The sequence below is a fragment of the Streptomyces sp. NPDC032091 genome, from assembly GCF_055580265.1.
In genome coordinates this window covers 148713-165553 of the sequence record NZ_JBVILR010000014.1, presented here as the reverse complement: position 1 = coordinate 165553, position 16841 = coordinate 148713, and the positions used below count along the sequence as shown (strand labels likewise).

Sequence of the window (16841 nt, the reverse complement as noted above, 5' to 3'; positions counted from 1 at the left end):
GCGCCGCCGCGCCCGCCGCGCGCACCGCACCCCGCGGCCCCCGCCCCCGCCCGGGCGGGGGCCGCTGCGCTGCGCTCCGCGTGCCGGGGCCGGGGGGTTCGCGCATCATGAGGGCTGTGGACGACTCGCGCCCGGACGGGCCGACCCTGTCGGTCGTGGTCCCCGTCTTCGACGAGGAGGAGGTGCTGCCCGTCCTGGCGGCGCGGCTCCGGCCGGTGCTCGACGGGTGCGGCGAGGCGTACGAGGTCCTCGCCGTCGACGACGGCTCCACCGACCGGACCCCCCTCCTGCTGGAGCGGCTGCGCACCGGCTGGCCGCAGCTGCGCGTGGTCACCCTCCGCCGCAACAGCGGCCACCAGGCCGCCCTCACCGCCGGACTGCACCGGGCCCGCGGCGCCTACGTCGCCAGCATCGACGCGGACCTCCAGGACCCGCCGGAGCTCATCCCCGAGATGCTCGCCCTCGCCCGGGCCGGGGCGCTGGACATCGTCTACGGCGTCCGGACCGACCGCTCCACCGACAGCGGCTTCAAACGCCGCACCGCCGGCGCCTACTACCGGCTCATGCGCCGCCTCGCCGGCGCCTACGTCCCCGCCCAGGCGGGCGACTTCCGGCTGCTGTCCCGCGCCGTCGTCGACACCCTCAAGACCCTCCCCGACCAGCAGCAGATCTACCGCCTGCTGATCCCCTGGCTGGGCTTCCCCAGCGGGCAGCTCGCCTACCGGCGCGCCGAGCGGGCGGCGGGCACCTCCAAGTACCCCCTGCACAAGATGGTCCTGCTGGCCTTCGACAGCGTCACCGCCTTCTCCGCCGTCCCGCTGCGGCTGGCCACCGCCATCGGCGCGCTCAGCTCCGTCGTCTGCCTCGCCTTCCTCGTCTGGGCCCTGACCGTCTACGCCACCGGCAACCCGCTGCCCGGCTGGAGCTCCCTGATCATCACGATGCTGTTCTTCGGCGCCGTCCAGCTCTTCTGCCTCGGCATGCTCGGCGAGTACGTCGCCCGCATCCACACCGCCGTCCAGGCCCGGCCGACGTACGTCGTGGCCCGCGACACCGGGGAGGAGGGGCCGTAGCCCCTCGCGCCTCAGACCAGGACCCCGGCGAAGAACATCGCCCCCAGCAGGGCGTACTGGGCCGCGCAGGCGGCCAGCAGCGGGACCTGCACCCACGGCGACATGCGGCGGACGAGGACCAGCCCGACGAACATCTGGGCGTGGCCCCGGTACCAGGACATCTGCGCCCCGGCGACGAACGGCACCAGGAACACCGCCACCGTCAGCACCAGCGCCGCCCACTCCACGACGGACAGCCGCCGCTCGCGCACCAGCAGGACGACGGCCGTCGCCACCACCAGCACCACGAACGCGGTGTCCAGCCAGAACTGCGGCCGGTGCGCGGCGAGGGCGTGCTCCACCAGCCACGGCAGCCGCCCGCCGGGCGCCTTCGGCGTGTACCAGTCGCGGAACGGGACCCGGTAGGCCCGGACCATCTCGGCGAACGGCTGGTGCAGGTCCCCCTGCCCGTAGCTGGACCGCTGGATGATCTCGTACGCGTCCCAGTGCCCCGTCGCCTGCCACATCAGCCACTTGGCCCACAGCACCCCGCACCCGGCGGCCACCGCCGCCGCCCCCGCCTTCGCCCACCGCACCGGCCACGCGGCCCCGCCCCAGGCGAACAGGGCGCTCGACAGCAGCATCACGACGGCCACGGCGCCGACCGGGTGACAGGCGACGGCCGTGAAACCGCCCGCCGCGGCCGTCCACCAGGACCCGCGCCCCACCCCCGCGACGCACACCAGCAGGGCCAGGGTCGCGAGGGCGATCGGGAACAGGGCGTGGAAGTAGACGCCGCCGGGGAAGACGGCGCCGACGGCGAGGGTGAGCGCGGTCGCCCGGGTGAGCCGGGCGCCGAGCAGCCACCACAGCACCGCGAACATCCCGAGCAGCGCCGCCTCGGTGACGACGGCGGCGGAGAGCTCGTAGGACAGCCCGGTCCCCGACACCGCCCGCACGGCCATGGGGTAGCCGGGGAACCAGGCCACGTTCCCGCACATGACGTCGGGGAAGTTCGCGTAGCGGTCCCGGCAGCGGAACATCTCGTAGCCGCCGCGGGCGACGGAGAGGTAGTGCTCGGAGTCCCAGCGCCGGCGGGCGCCCGTGGACCAGTAGGCCACCGGGGAGCCGTCACCGGCGACGGAGGCGTGCGCCACCGCCCAGGTGACCAGCTGGGAGACCAGCCAGGCGACGACCGGCGGCAGCGCGGCGCGCAGCCGGCCGGCCCGCGGGGATCGGATCATCTCCCCGTCAGTCTGGCGAGCCTCCCGCGCGGCCGCACCCGGAGGGCCGCCGGCCGGACCGGCCGCTCAGGAGACCTTCCAGAGGCGGACCGTGCCGTCGCCCGCGCCGCTGGCGAGGGTCTTCCCGTCGGGGCTGAACGCCACCGACCACACGGGGCTCCTGTGTCCCTTGACCGGGCCCGGCAGGGCCGTGCCGGCCAGGTTCCACACCCGGACCGCGCCGTCCCAGCCGCCGGTGGCGAGGACGGTGGTGCTGCCGGGCCGGAAGGCGACCGAGGCGACGTTGTAGGGGAGGTCGGGGCGGTAGGTGGTCTGCGCGCGGGTCCTGGCGTTCCACACCCGGAGCTCGCCGAGGGGTCCGGCCATGGCGGTGTTCCCGAAGCCGGCGGAGGTGTCGGACGGTGCGCCGGAACCGGAGTTCACCCCGCCGGCGACGAAGCCGCCGTCGGAGCTGAAGGCGACCGACATCACGTCCCCCGTCGGCTCGGGCAGGACGGCGCCCCTTCGTGCGGCCAGGTCCCACAGGCGCACGGACCGGTCGCCGCCGCCGCTGGCGAGCGTCTTGCCGTCGGGAGCGAACGCCACCGACCAGACGCCCGAGGTGTGTCCGGCGAGCGTGTAGGCGCGGCTCGCGGTGCGGACGTCCCAGATCCGGATGACCATGTCCTCGCCCGCGCTGGCGACCGCGGTGCCGTCAGGGGCGAAGGCGACCGAGCGGACCGGGCGCGTGTGGTCCGTCAGCCGTGCGAGCGGGGTCTGCTGGGAGGGCTTCCACAGCAGGACGCTCGCGTCCTCGCCGCCGCTGACGAGCGTCTTGCCGTCCGGGGCGAAGGCCACCGCGCGGATCAGGGCGTCGTGGCGCAGGACGGTGGTGGCCTTGGCGGTGGCGAGGTCCCAGATCCGGAGGGTGCGGTCGCGGCTGCCGGTGGCGAGGGTCGTGCCGTCGGGGCTGAACGCCAGGGACTCGACGGAGGCCTCGTGCCCGGTGAGGGTGGCGGCGGGGTGGAGTGCGGGCGCCCCGCCGTCGCCTTCGTCGCCGAGGGAGAGGACAGCGGCCGTCCCGCCCGCCGCCGCCGCGAGCGCGGCGAGCCCGCCGAGGACGAGCGTGCGCCGGCCCGGCCCCCGGCGCGCGGCGGCCGGACCGGCACCGGTGCGAGCGGGGGCGGTGCGGGCGGGGGCGTGCCGTCCGGGGGTGTGCGGCTCCTCGACGGTGGGGCCGGCGTGCCGCCCCGCCGTCGGGTCGGCGGTGACGGTGGGGGCGGAGGCGGAGGCCGGTGCGGGCGCGGGCCCGGCTGCGGGCACCGGCTCCGGTACGGGGACGGGCGCGGGCCTCGGTACGGGGACGGGTGCGGGCCCGGTCTCCGCCGCCGGGGCCGTCGGCGGGGTGAGCAGGGCGCGGAGCCGGGTCGCGGTGGTCTGGGAGTCGGGGCGCTCGGCGGGGTCCTTGGACAGCAGGGACCCCACCAGCTCCACCAGGTCCGCCGGCAGGCCCGCCCGTACGGAGTCCAGCGCGGACGGCGCCTCGTCCAGGTGCCGCCGCATCAGCACCCACACCTGTTCGGCGGCCGGGAACGGCGGCGCCCCGGTCAGCAGGGCGAACAGCACGCACCCCAGGGCGTACAGGTCGCACCGGGCGTCGACGTGCTCGCCCCGCCACTGCTCGGGCGCCATGTAGGCGGGCGTGCCGAAGACCCGGCCGGTGACGGTGAGGCCGCCGGTGCTGTCGGCGGTGCGGGCGATGCCGAAGTCGCAGATCTTCAGGCGGCCGCCGGTGGTGAGGAGGAAGAGGTTCGCGGGCTTGAGGTCCCGGTGCACCACCTTCTGCGCGTGCGCGGCGGCCAGCGCCTCCGCCGCCTGGAGCGCCAGATCGAGTGCCTCGGGAACCGGTAGCCCGCCGGCCGGGGAGCGGGCCAGGAGGTGGGCGAGGTCCTCGCCCTCCAGGAGCTCCATCACGATGAAGAGGCGGTTCTCGTGCTGCCCGATGTCGTGCACGACGGTGATGCCGGGATGCTGGAGCCGCGCCCCGATGGCCGCCTCCCGCCGGAACCGGCCCAGCAGTTCGTCCGACGCGTCGAACTCCAGCAGCACCTTGACGGCGACGGGCCGCCCGAGATCGGCGTCGAACGCCCGCCAGACCTCCCCGATCCCGCCCTGCCCGAGCCGCACGTCCAGCCGGTACCGCCCGGCCAGGCGCTCCCCCGCCCTCATGGTTCCCCCTCCTCAGAAGCCGGCGGGATCCGAGACGAACCCGCTCCAGACGGCGGGGCTGAAGGTGAGGTGGGGGAGCGCGGTGTCCTTGGAGTCCCGGACGTGGACCAGGGCCGGGGTGTTCGCCACCTCGACGCAGTCGTCGCCTTCGCTGCTGTCGCTGAAGCTGCTCTTGAACCAGCGGTGCGCCACCTCGACGCAGGAATCGCCCTCACTGCCGTCGCTGTAGCTGCTCTTGAACCAATGAAGTTCGGGGTGGTCGGTCATGTCGCTCCCAGCAGATTCTCGATAAAGGCCCGCGATTCCACGGGGGTGAGGGCTTGGGCTCGGATCATGCCATAGCGAAATTCCAAGATCCGGAGCTGCTTCGGGTCGGAGACCGGACGTCCGCCGAACGCGCCTTCCGAGCGGCCCACGGCCGTACCGTCGTCGAACTTCAGCACTTCGATCCCACCGTCCATGCCGGCATGGACCGCGCGGTCGATCGGCATCACCTGGAAGGCCAGATGCCGCAACTGGGACACCTCCAGCAACCGTTCGAGCTGTTGCCGCCACACCATTGTGCCTCCGATGGGTCGCCGGAGGCTTGCCTCTTCTTGGACGATGCTCAGGGATGGGGCCGGGGTGCGATCGAAGATCGTGCGCCTGGTCATGCGGGCGGCCAGGTAGCGCTCCACCTCGTCCTGTGAATAGGCCGGTTGCCGCATCTCGAAGAGGGCCCGGGCGTACTCCTCCGTCTGCAGGATGCCGTGGACCCCGTGGATGCGGTACGCGCCGATCTCCACGGCCTTGGCCTCCCGCTTCGCCAGGGCGCGGACCTTCTTCGGGTAGCGGATCTGCTCCACGTCCGCCTTCATCGCCGCGATCCGCCCCCGCGCACCCAGGACCCGGTCCGCCCCGTCCAGGTACTCGGGACGAGGAATCCGTTTGCCCGCCTCCACCTTGCGGACCATGTCCTCCCCGTACCCGATCTCCAGGCCGAAGTCCCCGGCCCGCTTGCCCGCCTCCTCGCGCCAGGCCTTCAGCTGGCGGCCCAGTGCGGCCAGGACCGCGATGCCCTGTTCGTCGTCCGGGTCGATCTCCCAGCCCGCGTCTTCCGTACCGTCACTGTCCACCGTCATGCGGGTCCACCTCCGACGCACCGAAAATGACTCAACACCGCATGCCCGCGCGGCCCTCTGGACAGCCGGGACAGGTCCGGACAAGGGCGGGACAAACCCCGGACGTACGGGCGATGTCCCTGTTCACGGTAGGCGGGCCGCTCGACGCTGGGAGACGTGAATACTCAAATCGGTTGCCCCACACGCCAGTTCGACATCCGGCTCCCCGCCACCCCGCTCGGTGCACGGCGGGCCCGGCGGATCGCCGTCGACCGGATCGCCTCCTGGGGGCTGCCCACCGACGGCCCCGGGCTGATCGTGGCCGAGCTGGCCGCCAACGCCGTGACCCACGGGCGGGTTCCCGGGCGGGACTTCCGGGTGCTGCTGACCCTGACCGGCGGGTCGCTCCGGATCGAGGTCGTGGACACGCGCCGGGACCGGGTCCCGTGCGTCCGCGACGCGGATGCGGACGCGGAGGGCGGGCGCGGGCTGCTGGTGGTGGCGGAGCTGGCCGACCGGTGGGGGGTGCGGCAGGGGCCCGCGCCCCTCAAGGCGGTGTGGGCGGAGGTGGACTTCGCGCGCCCCGGACCGTGACGCGGAGAACGGGGATCCGGGGGCGCCCGACATCAACCGACCAAGGTTGGTCGGTGGGTGAAAACCCACCGACCAACCCCCCTGACCCCCCGCTCGGCGGCTGCTCACTCGCATGGGTGAACTGTGCCAACTCGGCTGGATTTCGGGGTGGTTGGCTGGCATATGCTCGCCGCGACAACCCCAGACATGAGACGGCCCCCGTCGGGACTGGCATCCCGGGCGAGGGCCTGACCAAGCAGGAAGTAACCGGCTTCCCTATGGCTCACAAGCAGCCTAACGCGCCCACGCGCGCCGCGTCCCGCGTTCCCGGCGGGACCGTCCGATCAGGTGTCACCCACGTCTACGTGGCGGACGACGAACCCCCCCTCGCGGTGGCCGCGCGCCTCGTCCGGCACCCCGGACTGTCGCTGCTGGCGATCGGGCTCGCGGTGTACATCCAGTCCCTCCCCGACGGCAGTCGGATCGGCATCAAGACGCTGGCCGAGCGGTTTCCCGAAGGGGAGGTGAGGATCGCCGGCGGGCTGCGGGAGCTGGAGGCGGCCGGGTACCTGGAGCGCAGGCGGGTGCGGACCGCCGACGGGCGCCTGGTCACCCGGACGATGTTCCACGGCCGCCCGCAGACGGGCCCGCCGCCGGACGAGCCGCCCCCGACGCCACCCACACCCCCGCCCCCCGCACCACCCGCACCGCCCGAACCCCCGGCGCCCCCGGCCGGTCCGGCGCCGGAGCCCGCGCCCGCGCGGAGGGTCGTGCCGCTGCCCGAACCGCCCCGGCCGCGCGGGCCCGTACGGCAGGAGGCCGCGGCGCTGCTCGCCCGGCTGCGCGTGGACGATCCCCGGCTGCTGCTCGGTGAGCGGGACGTGCACCGGCTCGCGCCCGGGGTGACCGCCTGGCTGGAGCGGGGCGCGGAGCCGGAGTCCGTGCGGCGGGCGCTCCTCGCCGGACTGCCGGAGGACATGCGCAGCCCCGTCGCGGTGCTCGGCTACCGGCTGCGGGCCGGGATCCCTCCCGAGCTGCCCCGCGAGGCGCCCGCGCCGCGGGCGGCGCGCCCGCGGACCGATCCGCTGCAGAACTGCGACGGCTGCGACAAGGCCTTCCGGGCCCCCGAACCCGGCCGCTGCCGCACCTGCCCGCCCGAGGAGCTGGACACCGCCGCCTAGGCCGTCTCTTCCGGATCGTGCTCCCCCAGCTACCGCTGGGAGGTGCCCCCAGACCCGCGCCGCCCGGCACCGCACCTCGCCGCCTTGGCGGGGCACCAAGTACGTCCAGTACGGCGGCGCCCCGCCAAGCCGCCGATGCACGGCACCGGACGACGCGGGCTTGACCGGCAAGATCCGAAAGAGACGACCTAGGGCCGCCGATGGGGTGAAAAGCGCCCGCGCGGGCGTGGCCCGGCGGGTGCGGGCGGGAGGACGACACTATGCGTGGGGCCGTGACGATCCTCGTGCGGTCTCCGCAGCAAGAACCCGAAGACGCCGAAGAAGCCGAAGCATCCGGGGCGGGCGGAGAGGGCGCCCTCGCGCGGTCGGGCGCGACGCTGTGGATCTGGCCCGCGCTGACCGCGCTGGTCCTGTCCCTCGTCGGGATCGACGGCACGCTCCTGGGGACGGACGAGCTGGTCACCTGGGAGGTGAGCCGGCGCAGTCCCGGGGAGATCTGGGCCCTGCTGCACCACGTCGACGCGGTGCACGGCACCTACTACTTCCTGATGCACGGCTGGACGGCCGTGTTCGGGGACTCCCACCTGGCCCTGCGCACGCCCACCGTCCTGGCCGTGGCCGCGACCGCGGCCCTGGTCACCCTGACGGGGCGGCGGCTGTTCGGGCGGCGGGCCGGGCTGTGTGCCGGGACGCTCTTCGCGGTGCTTCCCGCGGCGAGCCGGTTCGCCCAGGAGGCGCGCAGCTACGCCCTCGTGATGCTGTTCGCGACGCTGGCGACGTTCCTGCTGCTCAGGGCGTGGGACGGGGCCCGCCGGCCGTGGCGGCGGGCGGCGCGCTGGGCGGCGTACGGGCTGTGCCTGGCCGTCCTGGGGCTGCTGCACCTGATCGCGCTGACGATCGTGCTGTGCCACGCCCCGGCGGCGGTGCTGCGGGCGCGCCGTGAGGGGCGGGGGCCGTGGCCCTTCCTCGCCGCGGTCTCGGCCGCCGCCGTGTGCGCGCTGCCGGTGGTCCTGCTCGGCAGGTCCCAGGCGTCGCGCCAGCTCTTCTGGCTGCCGGAGCCGGACGCCTGGGGCCTGGTGGAGATCTGGCCCCAGCTGTTCGCCTCGGCCCTGTGCGCCGGGGTGGTGCTCGCGCTGGCCGCGCCGGCGTGGCGGGAGGAGCGGGAGGGTTTCCTGCTCTGCTCCGCCGTCGCCGTGCTGCCGCCGCTCGTGCTGTGGGCGGCGTCGCACGGCGACGTCTCCTACTTCCGCTACCAGTACGTCCTGTTCACCCTGCCGGCCTGGGCGCTGCTGGCGGGGGCGGGGCTCGCCGGGGCGACCCGGTCCTGGCGGGCCGCTGCCGCGGTCCTGGCCGTGGTCGCGGTGCTGGTGCTGCCCGACCAGCGCCGGGTCAGGGGCCCGTTCGAGCACGACGTGCCGCACGCCGCGGACTACGCCGGTGCGGCGCGGACCATCGGGAAGTACTACCGCCCCGGGGACGCGGTGGTCTACGTCCGGGGCGCCCCCTGGATGCTCGACCAGGGGGTGCGCTACTACCTGCGGCCCGGGGTGAGTCCGCGCGAGGTGTTCCTCGCCCGGACCGCGGCCGACAACGACGAGCTGTTCCCGCTCTACTGCCCCCGTCCGGCGCGGTGTCTGAGGGGGGAGGCCCGGATCTGGGTGGTGGTGCCCGGCGACGACCCCGACGTGCTGCGGGAGGTCCCCAAGGACCAGGCCGCGGCGCTGCGCGCGCGGTACACCTCCTACGGCACGGAGTCCCACAGCGGCCTGACGGTCGCCCTGCTGGTCCGCACACCGTAGGGCAGGGTCTACGCCGCGGACCGGCCGTCGGCGAGCGCACGCAGTTCGTCGGCGTACGTGGCCCAGACGTCGCCGACGAGCAAGTGCCCGACATCCGGCAGGACGCGCAGGCGCGCGCCGGGGACGGCGCGGGCGATGTCGCGTGCGGCCGACACGCGCAGCAGCGGGTCCCGCGATCCGTGCAGCACCAGGGTCGGCGCGGTGATCCCGGCGAGCGGGCCGCCGTGCCACTTCGCACCGATCTGGCGGCTCTGTGCCTTCCGGTCACGGAAGCCGGCGATCCGGTGCGCGGCCTCTTTGTCCACGAACCCCCGCACGTCGTCCTCGTCGACGGGCCGGCCGGGTGCGGCCAGGATGCGGGCGACGGCCAGGGCGAGAGCCAGGTCGCCCCGCGGTGTCTCGGGGTGACGCAACCTCGTGAACCGGGCCAGGGACGCCAGGCGCAGGTAGCGCAGGACACCCAGTCCCTTCACGTCGCTGGGCACGGCCGAGGAGGTGGTGAGGGTGTGCACGCGGTGTGGGTGTCGGATCGCGACGCGCTGTGCCACGAGCCCGCCCAGGGAGTGGCCGAAAAGGTGGGCGCGCTCCCAGCCGAGCGCGTCGAGGACGGCGATCGCGTCGTCGGTCTGGTCCTCGGCGCTGTACGCCGGGGGCGCGTGCCGCAGCAGGGCCGCGACGGGCGGGCCCTCACGCCGGCCGGGCAGGTGCGTGGACTGGCCGGCGTCGCGTTGGTCGTAGGCCACGACGTGGAAGCCGCGGCGGACCAGTTCCTCCACCAGCCCGTCCGGCCACCAGAACCGGGAGGTGCCCAGTCCCATCACCAGCAGCAGCGGGTCTCCGCCCGCCCCGCCGAGGTCTTCGAAGGCGATCCGGATCCCGTCGTTGTAGGCGAAGCGCGGCATGGCGACCCCCTCTGCACGATTCCCGTTCGTTCGCAAACGTCGTTCGCAAACGTCGTTCGCGAACACCGTACTCGGAACGGTAGAGTGGCGGCAACGCGGGAGGTGGCAGTGGCGGGACAGCAGGAACCGGTGATCTGGCTGCGGCCGGAACAGGCCCAGGTCGGACGCCCGGCCGAACGCAGCCGCGCCGAAATCACCGCCGCCGCGGTGGAACTGGCCGACCGGGAGGGCCTGGACGCCGTCTCCATGCGCCGCCTCGCCACGGCCCTGGGCACCGGCGCCGCCTCGCTCTACCGCTACGTGGCCACCCGCGACGACCTGCTCGACCTGATGATCGACAGCACCGCCCGCGAATACCGCCTGCCCGCCCCGAGCGGCGACTGGCAGGCCGACCTCCTGGAGATCGCCCACCAGGCCCGACGGATCATGCGCCGTCACCCCTGGCTGCCGGCCGTGGTCGTCACCCGTCCGACCCTCGGCCCGCACGGGACCGACCTGCTGGAGCACCTGCTCGACGTACTCGCCGACCACCCGGCCGAGCCCGACCGCAAGGTCGAGGCGTTCGCCGTACTGAACGCGCTGACCGCGCTGTTCGTCCAGAACGAACTGGCTGCCGCGGACCCCGGCGCCCGGCGCCGCTCCTCCTACCTGCGGCACGTGGCCACCGCCGGCACCCACCCCCGCATCGCCGCGATGCTCGCCGCCACCCGGCCCGAACCCCCCTCCCGCGACCGGTTCGCCACCGTACTCACCCGCGCCCTCGGCGGAGTCCTGGGCTGACTCCGCCACGGGCTCCGGAAGGCACCGCCTAGGCGTCCAGCGGGTGCCAGGCCGGGCCGCCGGCGGTTTCGGCGACCCGGCCGAAGACCACGTCCGCGAAGTGGACGCCGAAGCCGAGGGTGTCCGGCCGCGCGAGTTCCGCCACCAGGCGGTGGCGGTGGCCGGCCGTGGCGGGGAGGTCGTGGTCGAAGCCGGCCGACCAGGACGGGTGGGCGGCCTGGAGCGGGGAGTGCAGGGCGTCGCCGAAGGCGATCAGGCGGCGGCCGCCGCCCGTGATGACGTACTCGGTGTGGCCGGCGGTGTGGCCCGGGGCGACGCGGACGCGGACGCCGGGGAAGACCTCCTCGTCGTGCGTGATCGTGCGGACGTTCTTCGCGAGGGCCTGCGCCGCGCGGGGCTCCAGGGCGTCGCGGGCCGCCCACTCCGGCTCGGAGATCAGGAACTCGGCGTGGGCGAGGAGGGGTTCGCAGGCCCAGCCGAGGTGGTCGGGGTGCAGGTGGGTGAAGGCCACCGCCTCGATGGCCTCGGGCCTCCGGCCCAGTCGGGCCAGGCCGTCGGGGAGGGCGCCGCCGTGGGCCGAGTGCAGGGGGCCGTCCGGGCTCTCGAAGGCGTGCGGGCCGATGCCCGCGTCGATCAGGAGGGCGCGGCCGCCGTGCTCGACGAGGAGGGAGCCGACGCTGCCCGTCAGGTGGCCGGCCTCGTCCAGGTACTCCGGGTGTGCGGCCCAGGTCGCGTCGGTGGTGTCCGGGAGCAGGTCCAGGGGGCGCAGGCGGACGGCGCCGTCGGGGACGTAGGTCACCTTCGTCTCGCCCAGGCGGAGGGAGCGGATGCCCGAGGGGCGGCGCAGGCGGGCGCCGTCGGGGGCGGTGGATGCGGTCAAGTCGGCCATGTCTTCTCCCTGGTGAGGTGGCGGCGGGCGACGGTGATCACCATAAGCATCAAGCTTGAATCATTCAAGCTGTAATTGTTTGAACTTGATGAGGTTCTCGGGCGGGTTGTAGGGTGGGCGCCATGACGAAGTCCCCCGAACCGCAGTCGCAGGCCGTCGCCGAGCGGCAGCTCTGCGGGCTGGTCGACGGACTCGCCCAGCGGATCGCCGAGCACGTGCGGGAGCGGGCCGCCACGCTGGGCCTCACCGCCTCGCAGGCGACCGCGCTGCGGGAGATGAGCGGTCCGATGACCATGCGGGAGCTCGCCGAGCGGATGAACTGCGAGCCCTCCAACGCCACTTTCGTCGTGGACCGGCTGGAGAGGCAGGGCCTGGTCGGCCGCCATCCGCACCCCACCGACCGGCGCGCCAAACTCCTGGTCCTGACCGGCGAGGGCGCGGCGCTGCGGACCCGGCTGCTCGACCTCCTCCACGTCGATTCGCCGGTGGCCTGCCTCGCGCCGGAGGAGCAGCGGGTGCTGCGCGACCTGCTGGAACGGGCCGTCACCGGTTCCTGAGGGCCGGGTGCGTCAGAGCAGCCGGCCGCGCAGGAAGGCGATCGAGGCCAGCGCGAAGGGCGCCGCGTACCACCAGCGGCCCAGGGTGCGGTGGAAGACGGGCACGGCGGTGATCAGCAGCCCCGCGAAGCACAGGACCACGCACGCGTGCGCCGTGAACAGGGCGTCGTCGCGGACCGGGTCGTAGGGGCCGTCGTCGGGGCGCAGGGCGAACGAGACCTGGCAGAGGTAGGCGGCCGGCAGGTAGACCAGGACGGCCAGCGGTACGCCCAGGACCCACCGCAGGCAGCCCCGGTCCTGCGGCAGGTCGATACTGTCGTGGCGGCGTCGGTAGGTCATGCCCACATCATCACCGCGGGTGGACCCGAGAGGCCGGTACGGCAGGGCCGAGCTCATCGAGATGATCAGGGGATGCCGTGAAGGACCGCGGGGTGTGGGGAGTGGCCGGCTGGGGGGCCGGGGTGCTGGCGCTGCTGGTGGGGCTGCCGCTCGCGGCGGCCGGCCGGCTGCCGGACCCCGTCGCCACCCACTGGAGTGCGGACGCGGACGGGCCCGACGGGTCGTCGCCGCTGTGGGCGGCCGCGGTGGTCCCGGCGCTGGTGTGGGTGGTCGTGGTGGCCGCCGTGATGATCGGGGCCCGGCGCGGGCCCCGGCGGGCCTGGGGCCGGTCGGCGCTGGCCTTCGGCGGGGTGATGCTCGCGGGGGCGCAGGCCTCGATCGTACGGGCCAACCTGGACGCCACCGACTGGCGGCAGGCCGCGGACGTGACGGGCTGGGGCGTCGCGGTCGTGGTCGCGGTGGCCCTGGCGGCCGGGACCGGAGCGGGGCTGCCGGGGCGCCGGGCGGGGGCGGCGGAGCCGCCGGCCGCGGAAGGGCCGCGGAGGGAGGTCCCGGACGGGGAGCGCCTCGTCTGGCTGTCGAGCGCCACGAACCCCTGGCTGCGGCTGCTGGCCGGCCTGTTGGGGCTGGCCGCGCTGGGCGCCGCGGCGGCGGGGCTGGCGGGATTGGCGGAGGGGCAGTGGCTGACGGCGGGGACCCTCGGGTTCGCCGCCCTGGCGGTGGTGGCCTGTTCCTCCGTACGGGCCCGGGTGACGCGGCGGGGGCTGGAGGTCGCCTTCGGCCCGCTCGGGTACCCGGTGCGGCGCTGGGCCGCCGAGGACATCGAGTCGGCCCGCGTGGAGGAACGCGGCGCGGCCCGGGCCGGCGGCTGGGGCTACCGGATCAACGGGCTGGGCACGACCGTGATGCTGCGCGGCGGCGAGTGCCTGGTCGTGCGGGCCCGAGGACGGGACTTCGCGGTCAGCGTGGACGACGCCGCGCGCGGCGCCGCCCTGCTGAACTCGCTGCGGGAGCGCGGGGATCAGCGCCGGGCGTAGGAACCCAGGCCGACCAGGCAGTACACGTACTCGTTGAGGACGCTGCCGTTGATGGTGTAGCGGTACGAGAACCCGTACTCCGTATCGGAGTTCCCGTCGCAGCGGCTCATGTCCGAGGTGCCGGGGAAGCGTTCGATCACCCGGTAGTGGGCGTCGTCGGCCTTGCAGGAGACCTCGTGGACCCCGGTGACGCGCGTCGCCGTCGTCGAGTCGGGCAGCTGCCCGTTGAGGCACGTCCCCTCCTCGAAGGGCCGGGGGGCCTCGGTGGTCGGCGAGGGGGAGGGGAGGTCGTAGGTGGGGGCGGCGGCCGGAGGCGTGTAGGTCGGGGGGCTGTACGTCGGCGGGGTGTACGGGCTGTACGTCGACGAGGGCGTGGCCGAGGCGGACGCGGAAGCGGACGCGGTGGGGTGCGAGTCGTCGCCGCCGCTCGACACGGCGATCCCGACGACCACGGCGACGACGACGCCGAGCGCGAGCAGACAGCCCAGGGCGCCCGACTTCCCGGCCGGCGCCGCCGGCTGCGGGGCCGTGACCGGACCGAACGGGCCCGGCATGCCCGGTCCGGCCGGGCCCGGCGCCGCCGGGCCCGACACCCGTATGCGCAGCAGCACTTCCTCGCCGCCGACGCGGGCCCGTACGAGGTCGCCGCTCCGGGCCGGCGGTATGCGCAGGCGCACGGTCCCGGACGCCAGCGGGACCTCGACGGTCGTTCCGGCGGCGGCCTGCGCGGGGGTGAGCGTTAACTGGATTTCCTGGATTCCCTCTGACGACACCGGCTGCTCCTCAAGGTGGCGGTGCCCTGGCGGACGTCCGGAATTCTTCCCCCTCCGCCCTCGCCGACGCAGCCGTTCCGGCCCGTCGGAACCGGTTCGTGAGGTGTGCGCGCCCGGGGTGGAGATCGTTCGGGGGGTGTGGAGCTGTGGAGGAGGGCCGGTCACAAGGGTGTTCGCCGGCTGGGCGCGTGCGTAGATTACCGGCGGTAACCTGCGATCGACCGAGGAGAACGAGCCGTGGACGCTGCCGAGCCGCCGAAGCTGGTCGAGCCCGTCAAGACGATCGTCGCCGGAGTGGTGCGCGAGGTGGCGGTACCCGCCCTCGCCGGGACACCGGCCGGCGGATCGCTCGGCGACCTGCCCTTCCTCAACGCCCGCGAGGCCCCGGACGAGCCCGTTCTCGCCCGCAAGGAGCGCGACGGGACCTGGCGGGACGTCACCGCCGCCGAGTTCGCCGCCGAGGTGCTCGCCGTCGCCAAGGGGCTGATCGCCGAGGGGCTCGCGGAGGGCGACCGGCTCGCGATCATGGCCCGGACCACCTACGAGTGGACCCTGCTGGACTTCGCCGGCTGGGCCGCCGGGCTGGTCACCGTCCCCCTCTACCCGACCTCCTCCGCCCTCCAGGCCCGCTGGATCATCCAGGACTCCGGCGCCGTCGCCTGCGCCGTCGAGGACACCGTCCAGGCCCGCCTCATCAGCGCCGAACGCGCCCACCTGCCCGGCCTCGCGCACCTGTGGGAGATCGACACCGGCGCCATCGCCCGGCTCGTCAAGGCCGGGGAACACCTCCCCGACGCGATCGTGCAGGCGCGCCGGGCCGCCCGTACGCCCGACTCCTACGCCACCCTCGTCTACACCTCCGGCACCACCGGCCGGCCCAAGGGCTGCACGCTGACCCACGGCAACTTCTTCGCCGAGGTCGACAACGCGGTGGCCCTCCTGCACCCGGTCTTCACCTCCGTCAGCGAGGACCCCGCCTCCACCCTGCTCTTCCTGCCGCTGTCGCACGTCTTCGGCCGGATGGTCGCCGTCGGCTGCATGCGCGCCCGCGTCAAGCTCGGCCACGCGCCCAGCATCGCGACCGAGGACCTCCTCGCCGACCTCGCCGGCTTCCGGCCGACGTTCCTGCTCGCCATCCCCTACGTCCTGGAGAAGGTCCACAACACCGCCCGCGCCACCGCCGAACGGATGGGCCGCGCCGCCTCCTTCGACCGGGCCGCCCGCATCGCCCAGCGCTTCGGGGAGGCGGCCGAGGGGGGCGATCCGCCCGGGCTGATGCTGCGGGCCGCCCACGCCGTCTACGACCCGCTGGTCTACCGGCGCATCCGCGCCGCGCTCGGCGGGCGCGTCCGCTACGTCCTCAGCGGCGGCTCGCCCCTTGGCCGGCGCCTCGCCGCGTTCTACACCGGCGCCGGCATCCAGGTCTTCGAGGGCTACGGCCTCACCGAGACGACGGCCGCCGCGACCGTCACCCCGCCGCAGCGGCCGCGCCTGGGCACGGTCGGCTGGCCGCTGCCGGGCACGGCCGTGCGGATCGCCGACGACGGGGAGGTGCTGCTGCGCGGCGGGCACGTCTTCGCCGGCTACTGGAACGTCTCCGCGCAGCCGCCCGGAAGCTGGCTGGCCACCGGCGACATCGGCGAACTCGACGCCGACGGCTACCTCACCATCACCGGCCGCAAGAAGGACCTGATCATCACCTCCGGCGGCAAGAACGTCGCCCCCGCGCCCCTGGAGGACTGGCTGCGGGCGCACCCGCTGGTCGGCCAGTGCATGGTCATCGGCGACAACCGGCCCTACGTCGCCGCCCTCATCACCCTGGAGCCGGAGGGGCTGGCGCACTGGCGCCAGATGCGGCGGAAGGCGGACGTCCCGGTCCGCGACCTGCTCACGGACCCCGAGCTGCTCGACGAGCTCCAGCGGGCGGTCGACGAGGCGAACCAGCTGGTGTCACGGGCGGAGTCGATACGCCGCTTCGCGGTCCTGCCGGGGGAGTTCACGCAGGAACGGGGACATCTGACGCCGTCGATGAAACTGCGGCGGGGCGAGGTCGCGCGGGACTACGCGGAACAGATCGAGGCCCTGTACGCGACCCCACGCGGCGCCTGACCCCGCCGGGGGCCGTCGGCGCCGCTGCGCGGAGCGGAGTCCCCTACCCGCCCTTCCACCGTTCCCCGGGGGCTCCGCCCCCGGACCCCGCGCCGCAGGCGGGGCCATATGCAGCCCGCGCGGCGTTTGAGCGCACCGGGCGCGGAGCGCTCGGAACGGGTCCGGGCGGAGCCCGGCGAACGGTGGAAGGGCGGGTAGGGGACGGCCCCGCGCAGCGGCGCCCCCCCGGCCCGGCGGGCGGGGGCGGCGGGGGCCGCTTATCGTGGGCTGACCGGTTCCGGGGGGCCACCCGAGGGAG

General features: G+C 74.8%; 16 protein-coding genes. 8 read left to right on the top strand and 8 right to left on the bottom strand.

All coding sequences use genetic code 11. The features are described 5' to 3' along the window. Positions 1-107: 107 nt before the first annotated feature. Positions 108-1073 (top strand): glycosyltransferase family 2 protein, encoded by a 966-nt coding sequence (locus tag ACZ5NJ_RS22975; protein ID WP_468766976.1) that lies wholly within the window; start codon positions 108-110, stop codon positions 1071-1073. Between the two features lie 11 nt (positions 1074-1084). On the opposite strand, the gene ACZ5NJ_RS22970 is transcribed toward ACZ5NJ_RS22975, so the two are convergent. From ACZ5NJ_RS22970 to ACZ5NJ_RS22955, 4 genes are all read right to left on the bottom strand, one after another. After that, the gene (locus ACZ5NJ_RS22970; RefSeq protein WP_468766975.1) at positions 1085-2296 is read right to left on the bottom strand and encodes a hypothetical protein; all 1212 of its coding nucleotides are present in this window, start codon (positions 2294-2296) and stop codon (positions 1085-1087) included. Between the two features lie 66 nt (positions 2297-2362). Beyond that, the gene (locus ACZ5NJ_RS22965) at positions 2363-4504 is read right to left on the bottom strand and encodes a WD40 repeat domain-containing serine/threonine protein kinase (protein WP_468766974.1); all 2142 of its coding nucleotides are present in this window, start codon (positions 4502-4504) and stop codon (positions 2363-2365) included. Between the two features lie 12 nt (positions 4505-4516). Then, entirely contained in the window at positions 4517-4771 is a 255-nt protein-coding gene (locus ACZ5NJ_RS22960) for a DUF397 domain-containing protein (RefSeq protein ID WP_468766973.1), read from the bottom strand. Then, positions 4768-5625, bottom strand: coding sequence for a helix-turn-helix domain-containing protein (locus ACZ5NJ_RS22955; protein ID WP_468766972.1), 858 nt, complete (start codon positions 5623-5625; stop codon positions 4768-4770). Before ACZ5NJ_RS22955 ends, ACZ5NJ_RS22960 begins: the two co-directional genes overlap by 4 nt. Before the next feature lie 156 nt (positions 5626-5781). Here ACZ5NJ_RS22955 and ACZ5NJ_RS22950 point away from each other — a divergent pair, with 156 nt between their 5' ends. From ACZ5NJ_RS22950 to ACZ5NJ_RS22940, 3 genes are all read left to right on the top strand, one after another. Further along, a complete protein-coding gene (locus tag ACZ5NJ_RS22950) occupies positions 5782-6198 on the top strand; it encodes an ATP-binding protein (protein WP_468766971.1) in 417 nt (138 codons plus the stop codon). 344 nt (positions 6199-6542) lie between these two features. Beyond that, a complete protein-coding gene (locus ACZ5NJ_RS22945) occupies positions 6543-7358 on the top strand; it encodes a helix-turn-helix domain-containing protein (protein ID WP_468766970.1) in 816 nt (271 codons plus the stop codon). Between the two features lie 272 nt (positions 7359-7630). Beyond that, positions 7631-9157 (top strand): glycosyltransferase family 39 protein, encoded by a 1527-nt coding sequence (locus ACZ5NJ_RS22940; RefSeq protein ID WP_468766969.1) that lies wholly within the window; start codon positions 7631-7633, stop codon positions 9155-9157. Positions 9158-9165: 8 nt separating this feature from the next. Here the strand turns inward: ACZ5NJ_RS22940 and ACZ5NJ_RS22935 are convergent, their stop codons facing one another. Further along, positions 9166-10059, bottom strand: coding sequence for an alpha/beta fold hydrolase (locus tag ACZ5NJ_RS22935; RefSeq protein WP_468766968.1), 894 nt, complete (start codon positions 10057-10059; stop codon positions 9166-9168). 108 nt (positions 10060-10167) lie between these two features. Between ACZ5NJ_RS22935 and ACZ5NJ_RS22930 the strand changes: the two genes are divergently transcribed. Further along, complete coding sequence (locus ACZ5NJ_RS22930) at positions 10168-10839, top strand: TetR/AcrR family transcriptional regulator (protein ID WP_468766967.1); 672 nt, start codon at positions 10168-10170, stop codon at positions 10837-10839. 28 nt (positions 10840-10867) lie between these two features. On the opposite strand, the gene ACZ5NJ_RS22925 is transcribed toward ACZ5NJ_RS22930, so the two are convergent. Next, a complete protein-coding gene (locus ACZ5NJ_RS22925; protein WP_468766966.1) occupies positions 10868-11728 on the bottom strand; it encodes an MBL fold metallo-hydrolase in 861 nt (286 codons plus the stop codon). Between the two features lie 122 nt (positions 11729-11850). On the opposite strand from ACZ5NJ_RS22925, the gene ACZ5NJ_RS22920 reads away from it, so the two are divergent. Further along, positions 11851-12285, top strand: a complete 435-nt coding sequence (locus tag ACZ5NJ_RS22920; protein WP_468766965.1) for a MarR family winged helix-turn-helix transcriptional regulator — start codon at positions 11851-11853, stop codon at positions 12283-12285. 12 nt (positions 12286-12297) lie between these two features. Here the strand turns inward: ACZ5NJ_RS22920 and ACZ5NJ_RS22915 are convergent, their stop codons facing one another. Further along, positions 12298-12624 carry a hypothetical protein gene (locus ACZ5NJ_RS22915; RefSeq protein WP_468766963.1) on the bottom strand — a complete coding sequence of 109 codons (327 nt, stop codon included), beginning with the start codon at positions 12622-12624 and terminating at the stop codon, positions 12298-12300. 77 nt (positions 12625-12701) lie between these two features. Here ACZ5NJ_RS22915 and ACZ5NJ_RS22910 point away from each other — a divergent pair, with 77 nt between their 5' ends. Then, on the top strand, positions 12702-13661 hold the full coding sequence (locus ACZ5NJ_RS22910; protein WP_468766962.1) for a DUF1648 domain-containing protein: 960 nt from the start codon (positions 12702-12704) through the stop codon (positions 13659-13661). On the opposite strand, the gene ACZ5NJ_RS22905 is transcribed toward ACZ5NJ_RS22910, so the two are convergent. Continuing rightward, positions 13646-14434 carry an LppU/SCO3897 family protein gene (locus ACZ5NJ_RS22905; protein ID WP_468766961.1) on the bottom strand — a complete coding sequence of 263 codons (789 nt, stop codon included), beginning with the start codon at positions 14432-14434 and terminating at the stop codon, positions 13646-13648. The two genes, ACZ5NJ_RS22910 and ACZ5NJ_RS22905, sit on opposite strands and share 16 nt — an antisense overlap. A 237-nt stretch (positions 14435-14671) precedes the next feature. Between ACZ5NJ_RS22905 and ACZ5NJ_RS22900 the strand changes: the two genes are divergently transcribed. Beyond that, positions 14672-16543 (top strand): AMP-dependent synthetase/ligase, encoded by a 1872-nt coding sequence (locus ACZ5NJ_RS22900; protein ID WP_468766960.1) that lies wholly within the window; start codon positions 14672-14674, stop codon positions 16541-16543. Positions 16544-16841 lie beyond the last annotated feature (298 nt).